The 19264-nt window shown below is 31.8% G+C and carries 13 protein-coding genes; 8 read left to right on the top strand and 5 right to left on the bottom strand.

The annotated features are described in order from the left end of the window. Positions 1-12: 12 nt before the first annotated feature. The 5 genes from HUE53_RS02935 to gldJ all read right to left on the bottom strand — a co-directional run bounded on the left by HUE53_RS02935 (position 13) and on the right by gldJ (position 6964). Positions 13-1926: a T9SS type A sorting domain-containing protein gene (locus HUE53_RS02935; protein ID WP_097609459.1), complete on the bottom strand. Its 1914-nt coding sequence runs from the start codon at positions 1924-1926 to the stop codon at positions 13-15. A 177-nt stretch (positions 1927-2103) separates the two neighbouring features. Next, on the bottom strand, positions 2104-2829 hold the full coding sequence (locus tag HUE53_RS02930) for an outer membrane beta-barrel protein (RefSeq protein ID WP_014164835.1): 726 nt from the start codon (positions 2827-2829) through the stop codon (positions 2104-2106). 18 nt (positions 2830-2847) lie between these two features. Further along, positions 2848-3543 (bottom strand): outer membrane beta-barrel protein, encoded by a 696-nt coding sequence (locus HUE53_RS02925; RefSeq protein WP_192188689.1) that lies wholly within the window; start codon positions 3541-3543, stop codon positions 2848-2850. A 351-nt stretch (positions 3544-3894) separates the two neighbouring features. Continuing rightward, positions 3895-5178, bottom strand: a complete 1284-nt coding sequence (locus HUE53_RS02920; protein WP_014166252.1) for a UDP-N-acetylmuramoyl-tripeptide--D-alanyl-D-alanine ligase — start codon at positions 5176-5178, stop codon at positions 3895-3897. Positions 5179-5242: 64 nt separating this feature from the next. Next, positions 5243-6964 carry a gliding motility lipoprotein GldJ gene (gene gldJ, locus HUE53_RS02915; RefSeq protein WP_014166251.1) on the bottom strand — a complete coding sequence of 574 codons (1722 nt, stop codon included), beginning with the start codon at positions 6962-6964 and terminating at the stop codon, positions 5243-5245. Positions 6965-7162: 198 nt separating this feature from the next. On the opposite strand from gldJ, the gene porU reads away from it, so the two are divergent. The 8 genes from porU to HUE53_RS02875 all read left to right on the top strand — a co-directional run bounded on the left by porU (position 7163) and on the right by HUE53_RS02875 (position 18930). Continuing rightward, positions 7163-10987 carry a type IX secretion system sortase PorU gene (gene porU, locus HUE53_RS02910; RefSeq protein WP_014166250.1) on the top strand — a complete coding sequence of 1275 codons (3825 nt, stop codon included), beginning with the start codon at positions 7163-7165 and terminating at the stop codon, positions 10985-10987. A gap of 38 nt (positions 10988-11025) precedes the next feature. Continuing rightward, on the top strand, positions 11026-12216 hold the full coding sequence (porV, locus tag HUE53_RS02905; RefSeq protein ID WP_014166249.1) for a type IX secretion system outer membrane channel protein PorV: 1191 nt from the start codon (positions 11026-11028) through the stop codon (positions 12214-12216). Between the two features lie 75 nt (positions 12217-12291). Beyond that, entirely contained in the window at positions 12292-12774 is a 483-nt protein-coding gene (gene cdd, locus HUE53_RS02900; protein WP_041253268.1) for a cytidine deaminase, read from the top strand. A 170-nt stretch (positions 12775-12944) separates the two neighbouring features. Continuing rightward, on the top strand, positions 12945-13943 hold the full coding sequence (gene pdhA / locus HUE53_RS02895; protein WP_014166247.1) for a pyruvate dehydrogenase (acetyl-transferring) E1 component subunit alpha: 999 nt from the start codon (positions 12945-12947) through the stop codon (positions 13941-13943). Between the two features lie 6 nt (positions 13944-13949). After that, positions 13950-15578, top strand: a complete 1629-nt coding sequence (locus tag HUE53_RS02890) for a pyruvate dehydrogenase complex dihydrolipoamide acetyltransferase (protein ID WP_065213089.1) — start codon at positions 13950-13952, stop codon at positions 15576-15578. Between the two features lie 127 nt (positions 15579-15705). Beyond that, the gene (locus tag HUE53_RS02885) at positions 15706-17307 is read left to right on the top strand and encodes a S41 family peptidase (protein WP_014166245.1); all 1602 of its coding nucleotides are present in this window, start codon (positions 15706-15708) and stop codon (positions 17305-17307) included. 8 nt (positions 17308-17315) lie between these two features. Continuing rightward, a complete protein-coding gene (locus HUE53_RS02880; protein ID WP_041253518.1) occupies positions 17316-18257 on the top strand; it encodes a M20/M25/M40 family metallo-hydrolase in 942 nt (313 codons plus the stop codon). Then, entirely contained in the window at positions 18247-18930 is a 684-nt protein-coding gene (locus HUE53_RS02875) for an SDR family NAD(P)-dependent oxidoreductase (RefSeq protein ID WP_077225878.1), read from the top strand. The genes HUE53_RS02880 and HUE53_RS02875 overlap by 11 nt, the downstream gene beginning before the upstream one ends. Positions 18931-19264: the final 334 nt, after the last annotated feature.

Genomic DNA, 19264 nt, shown 5'->3' with positions numbered 1-19264 from the left:
TCTAGTAATAGTTTATTTTATTATTATTTTTATTGATTTTTCTTCTTCTGATGTACTTATTTTTGCTATATAAACGCCACTTGTAGGAATATGACCGTTATATATATATTGGGTTTTTCCAGACCATTTTTCTGTTGTTATTAGGGCTCCAGCTGAGTTGTATATATATAGTGTTGCGTTTGTAATAGTATTGAAATTTCCAAAAATTTTAAAATGGCCCTCTTCACTAGGATTGGGTAATGCTATTATTTGATTGTTTTTATTATTATTATTCACCTCTACTTGAAAGTTAGTAACGGTTTCACAGTCATTTTCATGTTTTGTAATTAATTGATAATTGCCTGGATTTGTTAGTATTATGGTGTTGTCATTCGCAATCAATTCTTTATTTAAAAACCATTGAAATTGATAGTTTCCTTTTGGTAAATAATCGTTTGCATTTATGACTATTGGGGTGTCATTTAGGGTAAATGTTTCTTGTAGTTTAGGACTTGTTATGTCTTGATCTGAAATAAATATTTTTTGTTCGTAAATGGTTCCGCGGGCATCAACGACTATATAATTATATTTTCCAGAGTGTATTGCGATGTTTGAAGTGTTGTTGTCATGAATCCATTTTTTAACAACATTATTAGTGTCGTAGTTAATTAACGTTATAGTATAAGGGGCTTTGCCTCCAATAATTGTGTATTTTAAAAACCCATCAGATATTCCGCATTTAGGTTGAGTAATTTTTACTCTAGCAAACATATCTGGCGCCATTTGAAATGTATAAACGATTTTTTTGTTTTTCTTGCTATCCCAATTGTAGTTATTTAGGGTTGTAGTTCCGTCTGAGTTTTCTTCTAATTTTTTATATATTATTTCGTCAGAATCCCATTTTGCTTTTCCTGTAGGATCTATTACTAACCAGGGTTTTGTATCGGGTTGTTTTAAGTTTGTTATTTTTTTTAAATTAAATTGCCATTTTATTTTATGACTATCAATAGTAGAATCAATACACATAAGCCATTTTCTTTCTAGTAATTTAGGCAATCCTTCTTCTTGTTTGAATTTTAATGGTTTGGCATTATCACTCCAAAACAAAAAGCTATTATCAGGAACACTTTCTTTAATAGAACTTAAATCAATGGTTGTTAACTCATCTTCAATATTACGACTGTTGTCTTGGAAAAGGAGTGATGCTTCATCTTTTCCTATGGCTGTTACATGGTTTAAATAGTGTTTGTTTTCAAGAGCGTTCCAAATGATTTTTCCTTTGCTATTTGTGTAATTTTGTAGTTCTTTTTGAGATAAAGAAATACCATATTTTATAGCTAAATAACTTGCGATTTTGTTAATTTCGTTGCTGTTAAGAAATCGGTCATATACAATACATTCACTAATATATCCTTTTAAAGAACGAGCGGGTATTGATAGGTTGTGTTTTGTTTTACCTATAGAGATTTGGTATTTGTTATTATCGCTTAGGTTTGATTTTGTATGTTGATAAAAATGGATAGCTGAGGAGTATTCGGACTTGTTTTTTAATGAATTGTATTTGAAATTAGTGAGGTTGGCTAATCTTTCTGTGGTTGTTAAAGTAATGTTTTTTGATTGATCAGAAATATTCCATAGTATTTGTTCGGTTAAGCTGTCTTTTACTTTATAAACTAAAAAAACAGTTTGATAATTTATTTTTGGTATGTTAAAGGTTAGCGTATCTTGGCTTGCATCAAAAAATATGCTGGGATGATTATTTATTACAACTCCTTCTGTCTTTTTTAACAAAATAGCGTTAGGGTCTAACTGATTTTTTAAAATGAATTTATTTTCATTTTTATCTGCTGTTATCCAGATGTAAGGATTTTTTACTTGTGCGGGACCTTTTTGAGCAAAGTTTTTTATAGATATTATAAGGATAAAAAAGGGTATATATAGTTTCATGCGTGTAGTTTATTTATAATACATAATAGATAGCTTTATTTTAATACGGGATGGGACTGTCTATTTTTTACATTATTTATAGTAATGTTTTTAAATAGTAAGAGTATATACTTTGCTGTAAGAATCATTGAGTTACATTATTGTCTTTTATGATTTGATAAGAAGAACACAATACGGCTAGAAATTATTTGAATCATCAAAATCAAATTTGTATCCTATGTGCAATGAAAAGGCATTGGTTTTATTTTTATTATCCATAAATCGATGCCCATTTTCTTTAGTTTCTAGAGCATCCGTTAAACCCAAATGATATCGAAAACCAAGAACTAGTTTGTTTTGAAATTCATAACCAATACCAAAAATACCTTGAAAATAGTCGGTTCCCTCAAGAGATTCTTTTAATGTTTTCTGGACAATGGGATCTGGAGTAAAGGAGACTCCGTATTTTTGTTCCATTTCAGCTCCATTAGAAGTATAGCTAATATTATTTCTATGAAGATTTAGAGCAACATTAGGGCCTATGCCTAAATAGAATCCTTCATGGATGTAATATTTGAATAAGAATCCTAAATTTAAATTGTGATAGTCAAACTTTATTTGGTAATTTAGTCCTTTGTTGTCGTTGTAATTAAAATCGGTAGCTTGGCGACTGTAAAATATTTCTGGTTGAAAACTTATATTGGCTCGTGGGTATTTCCAATTTAGGAAAAGACCAGCTAGAGCCCCAAATTTGTCTTTTTCGGTCGTGGAAAAATTGGTGTAAATGTTAGGAGGGATTATTGTGTTTTGTATATTATTCATTTTTGAATATACAGCACCTGCGTAAAAGCCGTAACTAATTTCTTTTCCAATTTGACTATGAGTAACTATTGTAAAAAACAAAAGAACTATAAATTTTTTCATGTTGCTTATTTTTTAATATTACCAATTATGTAAACTATACCCTATAGAAAGACCTATGATAGAACTTCTATTGTAATTTTCTATAAATTGAAATGATGCGGTTTTGTTTTTTATAATATCACCTAATCCTAAATAATATCTACCCTCAATATGTAAATCATACGGTAATTCATATCCTAGAGAAAAAGATAAGCTAAAGTCATCACTGCCCAGTAATGCGTCTCTATAAAATTGTCGTTTCGTAGTATCATATCTACCCTCGTACTCATTAGAAGTGTAATTTATATTACTAGGATTTATGTTTTTAGAATAAAACACCCCTGTTCCTGCATTGAAGCCTTTGTAAGGATATATTTTATAAATAGCTCCAATGGTTATAAAAGAATAATCAAAACTTAAAGTATAGTTTTTACCTAAAGCATTGTTGAATGTTAATTTGTCTCCTGTGTTTCTGTAAAGGATTTCACCTTGTAAGGCTACTCTTGTATTGGGTAGTTTAGCATTTACAAAAAAACCGCCTTCTACTCCGTAACTTCCTTTAGAATCTAGGCTAAAATGAGTTAAAGAATTGTCTCTTCCGACAATCATTTCGGGAAGATTACTAATGGATGAATGCACCGCACCTATTTTTAATCCGTATGTAAAAGGTTCTGTATGTTGTGAATAAAATTTATTGAAAAAAAGAAAAATTGTGAGAGATATAGTTTTTTTCATTGTTTTTTTTTAAAAATAAGAAAATTCTATAAAAATATAGCTTTATATGGTTTGTTTATTAAATAATTGTTTGTCTGGGTTTTTTAAAAAATATTATTGTGCTGTTTTAAAAAAATAAGGTCTTAAAAGAATCCTTATGTAATTATTGTATACTTCGTCCTGAAAAAGGTTGTTTGTTTATGCTAATAACCAAAACAAAAAGATTTGTTAAAAATTTGTAAATTAATTAAAAAGTTGGTCTAAACTGTATAACTCTGAAGAGAGTTATACAGTTTATTAAGGTATTAGAAAGGGTGTTTTGCGAAAAGAAGTAATTATTCTTAATGAGCAATAGTTGATATTAACTCGGAATTAAAAAAAATCCAGGATTCGTTCAAGAGCCATTCCTCTAGATCCTTTTATTAAGATGGTGTTGTTGTTTATTCCGTTAGGTTTGTTTTCAACAAAATCTTCAAATGATGTGTAATAATGTATGTGTTCTTTTTCTATTTTTGAAGAGTAAAAATTTTTCCCAATAAAATAAAAATTAATAGAAGTGTGGTTTAGGATGGATTCTATTATTTTCTTGTGTTCGGTTAGGCTTTCTTCTCCAAGTTCAAACATATCGCCTAAAAAGGCAATTTTGGAGCCGTCTAGTTGTTGGAAATTGCTTATAGCGGCAGCCATACTACTAGGGTTAGCATTGTAAGCATCTAAAATTATTTTGTTGTTTCCTTTTTCTATTAATTGCGAACGATTGTTTGCGGGGATATAGTTTTCAATAGCCTGTTTTATATCTTGTTCTGATACATTAAAATAAGTTCCAATGGAAATAGCTACATTAATATTATTGGAATTGTATATTCCAATGAGGTTCGATTGGATTTCAATTCCGTTGTATTTTATTTTTACGAATGGATTGGCTTCAATTTTATTTATAATGATGTTTGCTTTTTTATTGTTATCGGTTGAAAAGGTATAACGATTGATGTGTTGTGTTTTTTCTTCTTGAATAGAGTCGTCCAGGTTAACAAAGGCCGTTTTGTTATGAGTTTTTAAATAAGTATACATTTCACTTTTTCCTTTTATAACACCTTCTATGCCTCCAAAACCTTCTAAATGAGCTTTTCCAAAATTAGTGATATAACCAAAATCAGGCTCGGTTATAGAACACAATGACTCGATTTCTTTTTGATGATTTGCGCCCATTTCAACAATAGCAATATCAGTATCTTCTTTGATAGAAAGCAAGGTTAGCGGGACACCAATGTGATTGTTTAGGTTGCCTATGGTGGCTATTGTTTTATACTTTTTAGAAAGTACTACGTTTATTAATTCCTTAGTGGTTGTTTTTCCGTTGCTGCCAGTTAGTGCAATAATAGGAAGTCCTAGTTGATTACGATGGTAGTTAGCAAGTTCTTGTAACGCTTGGAGTGAATTATTTACAAGTAACATTTTATTCTCATCGGTGTAATATTTTTTATCGTCAATAATAACGAAAAGAGCTCCTTTGTTTAGGGCTTCTTGGGCAAATTCGTTAGCATTGTAATTGTCTCCTTTTAAAGCTATGAAAAGGCTGTTAGGACTTATTTTGCGTGTATCCGTGCAAACGGTGTCACACTGTAAAAAGCATTGGTATAATTCTTCTATTCTCATAAAGCTAAAGTACTAAAAAAATAAAATCCCGCAAAAGCGGGATTTTATTTTAAACGAAAGTATGTTATTTTCTATTTCTTGGTGTTTTTTTGAAGTCTGACTTAGGACCTACGCGAGACATAGCACATCTAAATCCGATAAAATCGGTAGCTAGGTCTTGGTTTAAATATCTTCTTGAAGCAGGATCTAACCAGTAAGCTCTGTCTTTCCAAGACCCCCCTTTGTATACTCTTACATTGTCGCCTACTAATGTAGTTCTTTTGTCCGATTTATCAAATTTACGATCCACTTTTCCTGTGCTATCTGGAGCTACTTTATGGATAGGTGAGTTGTACATTCTTTTTTTATCTTTTAAATCTTCTCCTGACTCATCATTTAGGGTATAGAAACGGGAGGATTGTTTGTCCCCATCTCTAAAGCCTATGTTGTTGCTTCTTGAAAAGTTTTGTCTTAAATAGGTTTCGTTTTCGTCAACTGGAACTTGAGCAATTTCGCCTGGTTTGTTTCTAGATAATACTTTACCATTGCTTAAAGTGTCATATTTTATAGTTTCGGAAGTAACAAAAACTATTTTACCATCTTTGTCTATTTGGTTTTTAGTATAAACGTTTCCACGGAAATAGTTAAAATCATTAGCTTCATCATCTACTATAGGGCGGTAAACGTCTTGTACCCATTCGGCTACGTTACCAGCCATATCATAAAGACCAAAATCGTTTGGTTTGTAAGATTTTACAGGAGCTGTAATATCTGCATTGTCATCCGACCAACCAGCAATTCCTCCATAATCTCCTTTTCCTTGTTTGAAATTAGCCAACTGATCTCCTCGTGTTACTCTATTTCCAGAACGAGTGTATTGACCTTTCCAAGGATATTTTTTTTGCCCTCTGTATGTGTTGTATTCACGAGTTCCCACATCGGAAGCAGCTGCGTATTCCCATTCAGCTTCTGTAGGAAGTCTGTATTCAGGGAGTAATAAACCTGAAGTTTTTTGAGCATATACATTTTTAGGACCATCAGTACTAGCAGTTGCTGGATCTTTTCCAGATTTTTTAGCTGATTTGGCACTAGATCTACCGCGGCTTTTTTGAAGTATGATTTCTTCATTTCCGCCAAAAGAGGTAGAAGGAGATACTAAATAAGCCTCTGTGTCAAAACTGTTATTAGCATCAGTATCTACTAGTTTAGCACCTTTCTTCATGTAGCCTTCTCTTTCTAAAAGGGCTTCATTTACGCGGTTAGTTCTCCATTTTGCAAACTCTGTGGCTTGTAACCAATTAACACCAACCACAGGATATTGAGAATAAGCAGGATGGCGCAGATAATTATTAGTCATCGTTTCATTATAACCTAAACGATTTCTCCACACTAAAGTGTCTGGCAATGCACCATTGTATATGTGTTTGTAATTTTCTTCTGTTGGAGGAAAAACTCTTTTAATCCAATCTAAGTACTCCATATACATTATGTTCGTTACTTCGGTTTCATCCATATAAAAAGACTGAACATGTTGCTGCGAAGGAGTGTTATTCCAATCATGCATAACGTCATCTTGAATTTTTCCCATCGTAAACGTTCCTCCTTCAACTAAAATTAGACCAGGACCTGTTTCTTGTTTGGTAAAACTCGAGTTGTACTGGAAACCTCCATTAGGATCATTAATTTTCCAGCCTGTTGCAGCTGAAGTGTCTTTAGTACTAGACTTTTTACTACAACTGGTAGTAAAACTTAAAAGCACCATAGCAGATAAAAGCGCTCTTACTGTCATCGTTTTGTTTACTTTCATACTTTCAGTAGGTAATTATTTAAAGTGATGCAATATAATAATTAACGAGTAATTAGCAATAATACTTACTAAATTATTTTTTCAGCATAGAATTATTCTATAAATATAATAAATCATTAACGATTAAAAAAGTGGTTTATTGCTTATTTAAGTTTATTTTTACCGATAATATTGTCAAATAATTTGGTTTACTTGTGTATGAAATGGGTGTTAATTTTTTTTAGTTTTTTACATTGTTTTTATTTAGAGGCTCAATCTTTAGGGAATATAGAATTAAGTTGGACTACAAAACCTTTAAGATATGATGAAACAAGAATAGTAGCAATTCCTAATTTTCAGCCAGAAGGGCTGGTCTTTAGTTTTGAGAACAAAAGTTTATTGTTTTCAAAAAAAATTGCTGAAAATAGTTTTTCAGAAGAAAGCTCTTTAAAATGCTATGAGATAATAACAGATGAAATTGAAGCATCTGAATTGGGGATTTTAGATCCAAAGAACATTAATGAGTCTATAGATTTCAAAATAAAAAATGTTACCTTTAGAGATGAAACTTCGGTTGTTTTAAGTTTTAATCCAATATATAAGGAAGGAAATGTTTATAAAAAAGTTATTTCTTTTAGTTATTTCTTTAAAGAAAGTGTAAATAAAAAAATGTTTGCAAGAGCTACTACTGGAAATTTACAAAATTCAGTATTACGAAAGGGGGGGTGGAAAAAGTTTTATATTGAAAAATCAGGAGTATATAAAATAACTAAATCTTTTTTGTCTCAATTAGGGATTGATGTTAATGCAGATCCTCGGACTCTGAAGATTTATGGTAATGGAGGAGCTATGATTCCTTTGTTAAATTCTGAAAATTCTAATTTAGATTTACAAGAAAACGCAATTCAAGTAATAGGAGAAGAAGATGGTGTTTTTGATGATTCTGATTATGTTTTATTCTATGGGTTAGGTATGGATAAATGGAGTGAGGAAAATAGGACTCATAATAATTTATATGCGGATAAATCCTACTACTATATAACCAGTGGAGAAGATAAAGGAAAAAGAATACAAACAAAAGTCCAACCTGTTGGTTCCGCGCACGTTTTTTTTGATAAATATGATTTTTATGCCTACCACGAAGTTGATAAATATAATATAGGTGAGTTTGGGAGACGTTGGTTTGGCGAAGAGCTGCATTTAAAGTCTAATTACACCTTCGATTTTTTTGTGCCTAATCTAGTTTTGGGAGAAGAGGTTGTTGTTAATCTTAGTTCTGTTGCAACCAGTGCTAAGTCTTCAAGTATGAACGTAGCTATAAATGGCACGAATCAAGGACTGGTTACTTTTTTGGGAATTTCAGATTTAAGTACAGTAAAAGGGCAAGAAGGTGTTTTTCTGACAAGGTATAGAGAAAATACTTCAAATACGATATCAGTTGTTTTATCCTATAATAACAATGGTATTCCTTCCGCAAAATGTTATTTAGATTTTTTGAGTATCACTGCAAAATCCAATCTGATAGGTTATGGTAAACAGTTTGGTTTTAGAATTAATCAAGTAGAAAACAAGAGTCCTTTAATAGGTCAGTACAACCTCAAAAATGTAGGTTCAGTTAGTGAAATTTGGGATGTAACTACTTTTGATGCGGTTTCTAAAATAAACAAGGGAACAGAAAATGATTTTTCTTTTTTAAGCCTTATAGATAAAAAAGTACATGAGTACGTAGTAGTAGATCCTAATGATTATTACTATCCTAAATTTGATGAGACTTCAAATGTGGTGAACCAAGATTTAAAAGGAAACCTTTTTTTGGATGAAAATAATCAGATTAAACCCCTTGATTATTTGATTGTAACCCCTAGGATTTTGAAATCTCAAGCAGATCGTTTAGCCGATTTTCATAGAAATTATTCAAAATTGAACGTTAAGGTTGTGACCTTAGATGCTATTTATAACGAGTTTTCAACGAGTAAACAAGATATAGGAGCTATTCGTAATTTAGTAAGGTACATATATGAAAATGCGCCAGAAGGAAAAAAAATAAATTATTTATGTCTTTTTGGAGATGCTTCTTTTGATTATAAAGACAGGGTAAAAAACAATACTAATTTGGTGCCAAATTTGCAATCATTAGGAAGTTTTACCTTGTCTGACTCGTTTGTTTCAGATGAATTCTTTGGAATGATGGATCCTGATGAAGGGCGTATGACAGGAACAGAAGGATGTGATATAGCTGTAGGAAGAATTTTAGCGAAAGATATTTTACAAGCTCAACAAATAGTGGATAAAATTATTCAATATCATGATAAAAAATCAGTAGGAAAGTGGCGAAATAATCTGGTTTTTTTATCAGATGATGTAGACAAGAATTCGGATGCAACTTTGCAAGTGAATTTGAATAATATGGCAGATGCAATACTAGCCAATCGTCCTTTTTTTAATGCAAAAAAGATTTTTACAGATGCCTATGAACAAATCATTACTTCTGGAGGTCAGAAATATCCAAAAGCAAAAGAAGAGTTTCTAAACTCTTTTTCACAAGGAGCGTTAGCTATGATATATATAGGTCATGGAGGAGAAACAGGTTTGGCGAGCGAGCGTTTGTTTGAATTGGCCGATATAAAAGCGTTACAAAATCCGTATAGATTTCCTCTTTTTATGACGGTAACATGTGAGTTTACTCGTTATGATAATCCTTTAAAAGATACAGGTGGAGAAATTGCTTTTCAAAATCCACAAGGAGGCCCAGTTGCCTTGATTTCTACCTCAAGATTAATTTATCAATTTATAGGAGAACAATATAATTTATTAATAGCCCCTTATTTGTTTGGATATTCAGATAAAGGAAAAGTGTCAATTGCAGAAGCAGTACGTTTAGCTAAAAAAGAATCATTAAATATCGGAAATCATGTAATTTCATTTATTGGTGATCCAGCAATGAAACTGGCTATACCTGACCCAAAAGCAGTAATAACCCATATAAATGATGAGCCAATTGCTACTTACACGGGTAGTTTATCTGCGTTGTCAAAAATAAAGATTTCAGGTGAAATACAAGATGACAAAGGACAGTTGCAAAAGGATTTTTATGGTGAATTATTTGTAAGTATTTTTGATAAGTTTATAGATAAAAATACTTTGGCAAATGATGGTATTTTGCCCAAATTGTCTTTTAAATCTATGGGGGAAACTATTTTTAGAGGGAATGCTAATGCTAAAGAAGGAAAATTTGAATTTAATTTTGTAGTTCCTAAAGATATTGCAATTCCCCTAGGAAATGGGAAAGCAAGTTTTTATGTTGCAGAAGAAACAGGGATAAAAGATAAAACAGGACATGATCTAAATATAAAAGTTGGAGGAATCAACCAAAATGCACCTGAGGATAATATTCCTCCAAAAATGCAGTTATATATTAATGATAAAAATTTTGTTGCAGGAAGTATTGTCAATCAAAAACCAGTATTAATTGTAGAATTACAAGACGAAAACGGGATTAATACAGCAGGAGGAATTGGTCATGATATAGTGGTCTTTTTAGATGGCGATGAAACAAAACCTATTATTTTAAATGATTTTTATAATTCAGTAAAAGACGATTATACAAAAGGAGTCGTAAATTACCAATTTTCAAAATTAGCACCTGGGATACACACTTTAACAGTTAAAGCTTGGGATGTTTATAATAATATGGTGAGCTCAGACTTGAAGTTTGTTGTAATAGATGATTCAGATTTGGTGCTGACAAACGTATTGAATTACCCGAATCCATTTGTTAATTATACAGAGTTTTGGTTTACTCATAATAAGCCCTTTGAACCTTTAGAAGTGCAAGTTCAAGTAATGACAATAACTGGCAAGATTGTTTGGACAAAAAACCAGACAGTGTCTACAACAGGTTTTTTATCAAGAGATTTGATATGGAATGGGAAAGATGATTTTGGAGATAAAATAGGAAAAGGCGTTTATTTATATAAGTTGAGTGTCAAGTCTATTGTGTCAAATAAAAAAGCGGAAAAAATAGAAAAATTAGTAATTTTTTGATAAAAGAAATTATATTTGTAGACATTTTATTTAATTCAATGAAAAAAGTTAGTTTAATAATAATCGGGATTTTTACAGGAGTGAGTGCTTTAGCTCAGTTTCAGAATGATAATAGGGTTATAACCACAGCAGTGCCATTTTTGCAAATAACTGCTGATGCAAGAGGGGCATCCATGGGAGATATGGGTGTGGCAACTTCGCCTGATGCTTTTTCGCAACAATATAATCCCGCTAAATATGCTTTTTCCTTAAAAAAGCAAGGAGTATCCGTTAGTTACACCCCTTATTTAACTGAATTAGTAAATGATATGTCTTTAGGACAGCTTACATACTTTAATAGATTTAACGAAAGAAGTGCTTTTGGACTTGGATTTCGATATTTTGGTTTAGGAGAAATTGAATTAAGAAATGAAACAGGAGTTCAAACGGGCAATGTTAATCCAAATGAATTAGCGCTAGATGGATCTTATTCCTTGCAACTAAGCGATAGATTTTCAATGGGTATTGCAGGTCGATATATTCGTTCTAATTTAAGAATACCTACAAGTACAAATGATGCGAAATCTGCTCAAACATTTGCAGTAGATGTAGCAGGTTATTATGAATCATCTGAAATAGCTTATAAAAATTTTAATGGTAGATGGAGAGGTGGTTTTAACATCCAAAATATGGGACCTAAAATTTCGTATGATTCAGATGTGGAACGTAGTTCTAACTTTTTACCAGCTAATTTGCGTCTAGGAGGTGGATTTGATTTTATCTTTGATGATTATAATAAATTGTCTACCACTTTAGAATTTAATAAATTATTAGTGCCAACTCCTAAAACAGCCATTGATAGTAATGGAAATGGTATTTTAGATGCTTCAGAACAAAAAGATTATCGCGACGCTATTAATCAGTATAATAGTACAGGTTGGGTTTCAGGAATGTTTAAATCTTTTGGTGATGCTCCAGGAGGTTTTAGTGAAGAACTAAAAGAAACTACTTGGGCAGCGGGATTAGAATATTGGTACCAAGATTCTTTTGCTTTTAGAGGAGGTTATTTTAATGAAAGTGCTGTAAAAGGAGCTAGAAAGTTTGCAACGATAGGAGCAGGGTTTAAGTATTCATCTTTAAAAGTAGATGTTTCATACTTATTCTCAATGTCTAAGGTGAAAAATCCATTAGAAAACACATTGCGTTTTTCGTTGACTATTAACTTTGGTGATGATTACGAACAATATTAAAAAAATAAATTATTAATTAAAAATCCAAATTTCAATAAAATGAAATTTGGATTTTTTTTCCCCTTAACATTTATGATGAGAGAAATTAAAATTGACACAAAACTGAGTATTTATGATTCAGTGGCTGAGTTATCGGAGGAAGTAAAAACATTAATGCAAAAAGCCATTGAAGCTCGAATACAGGCGTACGCCCCTTATTCTAAATTTAATGTTGGAGCCGCCCTTTTGTTAGATAATGGACAAATTGTGACAGGTTCTAATCAAGAAAATGCTGCTTACCCTTCGGGTTTATGTGCAGAAAGAGTAGCGATCTTTTATGCAGGAGCACAATATCCAAACGCCAAAATTTTAAAAATAGCAATTACCGCGGGTTCTACTTTATCTGTTACAGATAAGCCTATACCTCCCTGTGGTTCATGTAGACAATCTATTTTTGAATATGAGTATAAACAAGAACATCCTATTGAAATTTATTTTATGGGAGAAACGGGAGAAGTGTATAAATCAGATTCTATAGAAAATCTGTTGCCGCTTACTTTTGATAAAAAATTCTTATGATTTAAAAATTACCTATTAAATTTTACTACTTACTAGGAAAGTTATACTTTTGCAGAGCATTAATTTGGGGATCTCCCATCTTTATGTATTAATTATAGAAAAAAATGCTTTAGTTATTAGCCCGTTAAGCTAATAAGATGTATAATAAATAAAGCAAATAGAAGCTAGATATGAAACCAATTACAAAAGAAGTCTACCTTAAGTGGTACGAAGACATGCAGTTCTGGAGAAAGTTTGAAGATAAACTTGCTGCCTTGTATATTCAACAAAAAGTTAGAGGATTTTTGCATCTATATAATGGACAAGAAGCGGTATTAGCAGGTGCTTTGCATGCTATGGACTTGTCTAAAGATAAAATGATTACAGCATATCGTAATCACGTACAACCAATAGGTATGGGTACAGATCCTCGAAAGGTGATGGCCGAATTGTTAGGAAAAGTAACAGGTACGTCTAAAGGTATGGGAGGATCTATGCACATCTTTGATAAAGAACATGGTTTTTATGGAGGTCATGGTATTGTAGGTGCTCAAATTCCTGTGGGTGCAGGGATTGCTTTTGCAGATAAATATTTTGGTCGTGAGGGTGTTACATTAACCTATTTTGGCGATGGAGCGGCACGCCAAGGGTCTTTGCATGAGGCCTTTAATATGGCAATGAATTGGAAATTACCAGTAGTCTTTATCGTTGAAAATAATGGATATGCTATGGGAACTTCTGTAGAAAGAACCGCAAACCATACGGATATCTGGAAATTAGGTTTGGGATATGAAATGCCATGTGGACCTGTAGATGGTATGAATCCTGTGAAAGTAGCAGAAGCTATGCATGAAGCTATTGATAGAGCACGTCGTGGAGATGGTCCAACATTCTTAGAAATGAAGACATACCGTTATAGAGGGCACTCAATGTCAGATGCACAATTATACAGAACAAAAGAAGAGGTAGAAGAATATAAAAAAATAGATCCAATTATCCAAGTTTTAGACATAATTAAAGCTGAAGGATATGCTACAGATGCGGAAATTGAAGTAATTGATCAACGTGTGGCAGATTTGGTAGCTGAGTGTGAAAAATTTGCCGAGGAATCACCATTCCCTACCATAGAACAATTATACGACGTTGTATACGAACAAGAAAATTATCCATTTTTACCTCATAAATTATAAAAAATTATGGCAATAGTAGTTACCATGCCTCGTTTGAGCGATACCATGACCGAAGGGACTGTGGCAACATGGCTTAAAAAAGTGGGAGATAAAATTAAAGAAGGAGATATATTGGCTGAAATTGAAACCGATAAAGCCACTATGGAGTTTGAATCTTTTAATTCAGGGGTATTATTACATATAGGAATTGAAGCAGGTCAAACAGCTCCTGTAGATTCATTATTAGCAATCATTGGTCAAGAAGGCGAAGATATTTCAACTTTATTAAATGGGGGTGTTTCCGAAAAAGAAGAACCAGTTGCAGAAACTAACGTAGAAGCATCTACAACAAATTCTATTTCTTCTTTTGAAATACCAGCAGGAGTAAAAGTAGTTACTATGCCTCGTTTGAGTGATACCATGACAACAGGTACTGTGGCAAGTTGGTTGAAAAACATAGGAGATACTATAAAAGAAGGCGATATTTTAGCTGAAATTGAAACCGATAAAGCAACCATGGAATTTGAATCGTTTAATTCAGGTACTTTATTATACATAGGTGTTCAAACAGGCGATTCAGCTCCTGTAGATAGTATTTTGGCAATTTTAGGACCAGCCGGTACAGATGTTTCAACTGTTTTAGCTAATTTTTCAACTGGAGGTACTGTTGAGATACCTAAGACAGAAATAATTGCAGAGTCAAAAGAAGAAGTCGTTTCGGCTCCTCAAAAAGAAGCATCAAACAACACAGGGAGAATTTTTGCCTCTCCATTAGCTAAAAAAATTGCACAAGAAAAAGGAATTAATTTAGCTTCTGTAAAAGGAACAGGAGAAAATGGGCGCATTACAAAAGCAGATGTTGAAGGATACAGTCCATCAGTAGCGCAGGTAAATGTATCAAGAACCACCACAGATGTAGTAGTTGAAGCGGTGGCAACAGTAGCTGAAGTAAAACCTTTCGTGCCAGCAGGTGAGGTATATCAAGAAGAAGTGAAAAACTCACAAATGCGCAAAGTAATTGCAAAACGTTTATCAGAATCTAAATTTACAGCACCTCATTATTATCTAACAATTGAGTTAGATATGGATAATGCAATGACATCTAGATCCATGATTAATAATTTGCCAAATACGAAGGTATCTTTTAATGATATGGTAATAAAAGCCTCTGCTATGGCGTTGAAAAAACATCCACAAGTAAATTCACAATGGAAAGAAGAGGCTATGATCTTAAACCATCATGTGAACATTGGTGTTGCAGTTGCAGTAGAAGATGGTTTAGTAGTACCTGTATTAAAATTTGCGGATCAAATGACACTGTCTCAAATAGGAACATCAGTAAAAGATATGGCAGGAAGAGCTAAAATAAAAAAGATACAGCCTAACGAAATGGAAGGAAGTACTTTTACTATTTCTAACTTAGGTATGTTTGGAATTCAATCTTTTACTTCTATTATTAATCAACCCAATTCGGCTATTTTATCAGTTGGAGCTATTGTAGAAAAACCAGTTGTTAAAAACGGACAAATTGTGATAGGTAATACCATGACCGTTACTTTAGCATGTGATCATAGAACAGTAGATGGTGCCACAGGAGCACAGTTTTTACAAACTTTTAAAGCTTATATGGAAAACCCAGTAACTATGTTAGCATAAAAAAAATAAACCAAAAAATATTAAGTCCCGAAAGTTGAAAAACATTCGGGATTTTTTTATTTTGTAACTTGAAATTACAACCAACAATATATTGTATAGAAACTCATAGGAAACAACATTCGTATAGATGGTTAAAAAAATAAAAAACTTAATTGTAGGCTTGATTTTGATATTATTTCAAAATTGTCAATCAGTGCATAAAGCAAATCAACACATAGAAACTCCTATAGCAATAAAAAAACTACATAAAGATATAGATTTTGTACAGAGAAAATTATTTAAACTGCATCCCTCTTTAGAGTTCTATATTAACAAAAAAGATTTAAAATTTAAATTTGATAGTCTAAAACAAAGTATTAAAAATCCTTTAAAACCAAATGAATTTTATTTTGGAATTAGTAGGGTAGTGGCAAGTGTTAGACAAGGACATACTGCTATACAGCCCTTGTACAAACAATTTACTAGAAGTGAATTAAAATACTTGAAAAAAAAAGGAGCCTATCCTTTGTCTTTATTTAGTTTCTCTTACATTGATGATGAGTTAATTATTACACAAAATTACTCTAAAGATATTACGATAAAAACAGGAACCGTTATAAAAAAAATACAAGGAATAACGCCTCAATATTTATTTGCTAAATATAAAGGAACAGATGCTTCGGATGGTTACAATCAAACGTATTATAATCGAGCCTTTGCCAATAAAATTGTTAATTATTTTAAATTAGAAAAGCAAATTACAGATAGTATACAAGTAGAATTTTCATACAAAGACAGTCTTTATAAAAAACTTTTAACGAGAGTCGCTTTAACGAAAGGATTTAAAAAAGAAAAGACAAAAAAATCAGCAGATTCAATTAAAAAGAGATCTAAAAACGAAAAAGAATTTCGAAGAGCACATGAAAAAGAATTGGAAATAAAAAAATCAATTTTTGGATACGATGAAATAAAAAAAGAGTTTACCCGACAACTAATCTATCCTACAACAGATTCTTCATTAGTCGTATTACGTATAAAAAAATTTGTAGGAGGGAAACAATCAAAAGCTTACGCACTCATATTCAAAGAAATTGAAAATAAAAAAGGAAAGACCTTAGTGCTTGATTTACGAAATAACGGAGGGGGAAGTATTGAAGAAATTAAGAATTTATTTACGTATATTAGTCCCGATTTTGTGAATTTTGTAGATACCTTAAAAGTAACAAATCGAACGAGTTTAGCAACCAATATGTTTCGTAATGTTCCTAAAGGAATTCTGATTTCATTAGCACCTATAGTAGTTCCATATATTATTAAAAATTTGTTTTTGATAAAAAAATCACCCAAAGGCTTTTTTTATCAAAAATCAAAATTAACTGATAGATTGCAACCTAAAGATAATAATTATCAAGGAAAATTATATGTACTTATAGATGGAGGAAGTTTTTCAGCTTCTAGTGTTATTTCAGCTAATTTACAAAATATAAATAGAGGCATTTTTGTGGGAGAAGAAACAGGAGGTGCTTTTAATAGTACGGTAGCAGGAACACTCCCTATATTAACTTTGCCTCATTCTAAACTAAAATTTAGAGTAGGAATGATGGAAATAGGAGTTGTGAAAAAATCAACTATAAAAGGGAGGGGAGTAATGCCGCAAGTTGCGATAACTTCTAAAAAAGAAGATTATCAGAATAACAAAGATGCCGAGTTGCAATGGATTCTACAAACAGAAGGAAAAATTTTAAAATAACTGATAGCATGAATATATATAAGCTAGTAGGTATATTATTAGTTAGTTCTTTTATAAATCTAAATGCTCAAGAAGCAGAAGAACAAAAGATAAAAAGAATTGAAAAAACGTTACAATTTTTAACCTCAGATGAGAATAAAGGACGTGAACCAGGAACACCTGAAATGGAAAACGTAATGGTGTTTTTAGAAAATCAATTCAAAGAAAATCAAGTAAAACCTTTTTATAAAACCTATCGAGATAAATTGTCAGATTATCATAAACCAGCCTATAATATTGTTGGGGTTATAGAGGGAAACGATCCTGTTTTAAAAAATGAATATGTAGTTATTGGGGGGCATTACGACCACATAGGTAGTGCCACAGAGGTAGAAGGCGATAGGATAGCTAATGGAGCTAATGACAATGCAGTGGGAACCACAGCCGTATTAGAAGTAATGCGCTATTTTTCAGAGAAAAAAAATAATAAACGTTCCATTGTTTTTGCTTTGTTTACAGCCGAAGAAAAAGGATTGTTAGGGTCACGTCATTTAGCCCAAAAGATGAAAAATGCAGCAATTGACATTTATTTTATGTTCAACTATGAAATGATAGGCATCCCAATGAATAGAAAAGAAATGTTGGTTTATATGACAGGTATTACCAAATCGAATATGGCTAAAAAAATGAATGAATATGCCAGTGAAAAATGGGTAGGTTACCTTCCTGTAGAAAGTAGATACCAACTCTTTAAAGCATCAGATAATTATCCCTTTTATGAAGAGTATCACATCCCAGCACATACAATCTCTAGTTTTGATTTTGAAAATTATAAATTTTATCATCACGTAAAAGATGAATTTGATAAAATGGATATCCAACATATTCAAAAAGTAACAGAAAAAAGTAAGATTGTACTTGAAAAAATGATTAACGCAGCTACAAAAGAAATTAAGTTAAATGAAAAATAAAAATATTGTCATTACAGGAACCTCCAGAGGAATAGGATACGAATTGGCCTTGCAATTTGCTAATGCAGGACATCAAGTATTGGCTATTTCACGTAAAATGCCACAGCCTCTAATAGAACATAAAAACATAATCTGTCTTGCCGTTGATTTGGCTGTTGAAGAAGATTTATCTTCAATAGAAAATTTTTTAAAGCAATCCTGGAAACAAATAGATGTAGTAATCCATAATGCAGGAAGTTTATTGCATAAACCTTTTGAAGAAATTACATCTGTTGAATTTGAAAATGTTTATAAAGTAAACGTTTTTGGCGTAGCAGCATTAACCCGCATCTGTATTCCGTATCTTCAAAAAGGAAGCCACGTGGTAACTATTAGTTCTATGGGAGGCATACAAGGAAGCATGAAATTTGCAGGGCTTTCTGCTTATAGTTCTAGTAAAGGAGCTGTTATAACGTTATCTGAATTACTGGCAGAAGAATATAAAGAAAAAGGAATTGCCTTTAATGTCCTTGCCCTAGGAGCTGTGCAAACAGAAATGTTACAAGAAGCTTTTCCAGATTATCAGGCACCTATAACGGCACCTGAAATGGCAAATTATATTTTTGATTTCGCACTGACAGGAAATAAATATTATAACGGAAAAGTGCTACAAGTTTCCTCAACAACTCCTTGATAAAACTTAAATTGTATGCAAAATTTAATTCTATTATTATAGTCAATACGACCCTCTTTTTATTCAAATAAAAAGAGGCGTTTTATTATTTGTAAAAGAGAAAGTTGAATCCAAAAAAAGAATTGGAGTATTCTGAAACGAAATTTTAAAAAGAAATAAAAGAGTTCTTTAAAACTCTAATGAATTAAAAAAACAATATTCCGATGGTAAAATTTATAAGGTAGATATTAAAGATATATTTAGATTTATAACCTTCTAAACTTTTACAGAAAACATCAATGTAATCAATCGGGTAAAAGAATTAGAAATCCAAGTAAACAAAAAGTTGTTTCAT

Source organism: Flavobacterium columnare, from assembly GCF_014844295.1.
In the GTDB taxonomy this organism is placed as follows: Bacteria; Bacteroidota; Bacteroidia; order Flavobacteriales; family Flavobacteriaceae; genus Flavobacterium; species Flavobacterium columnare.
Note: the sequence above shows the minus strand (reverse complement) of the source record. Positions and strands in the feature narration are given on the sequence as shown.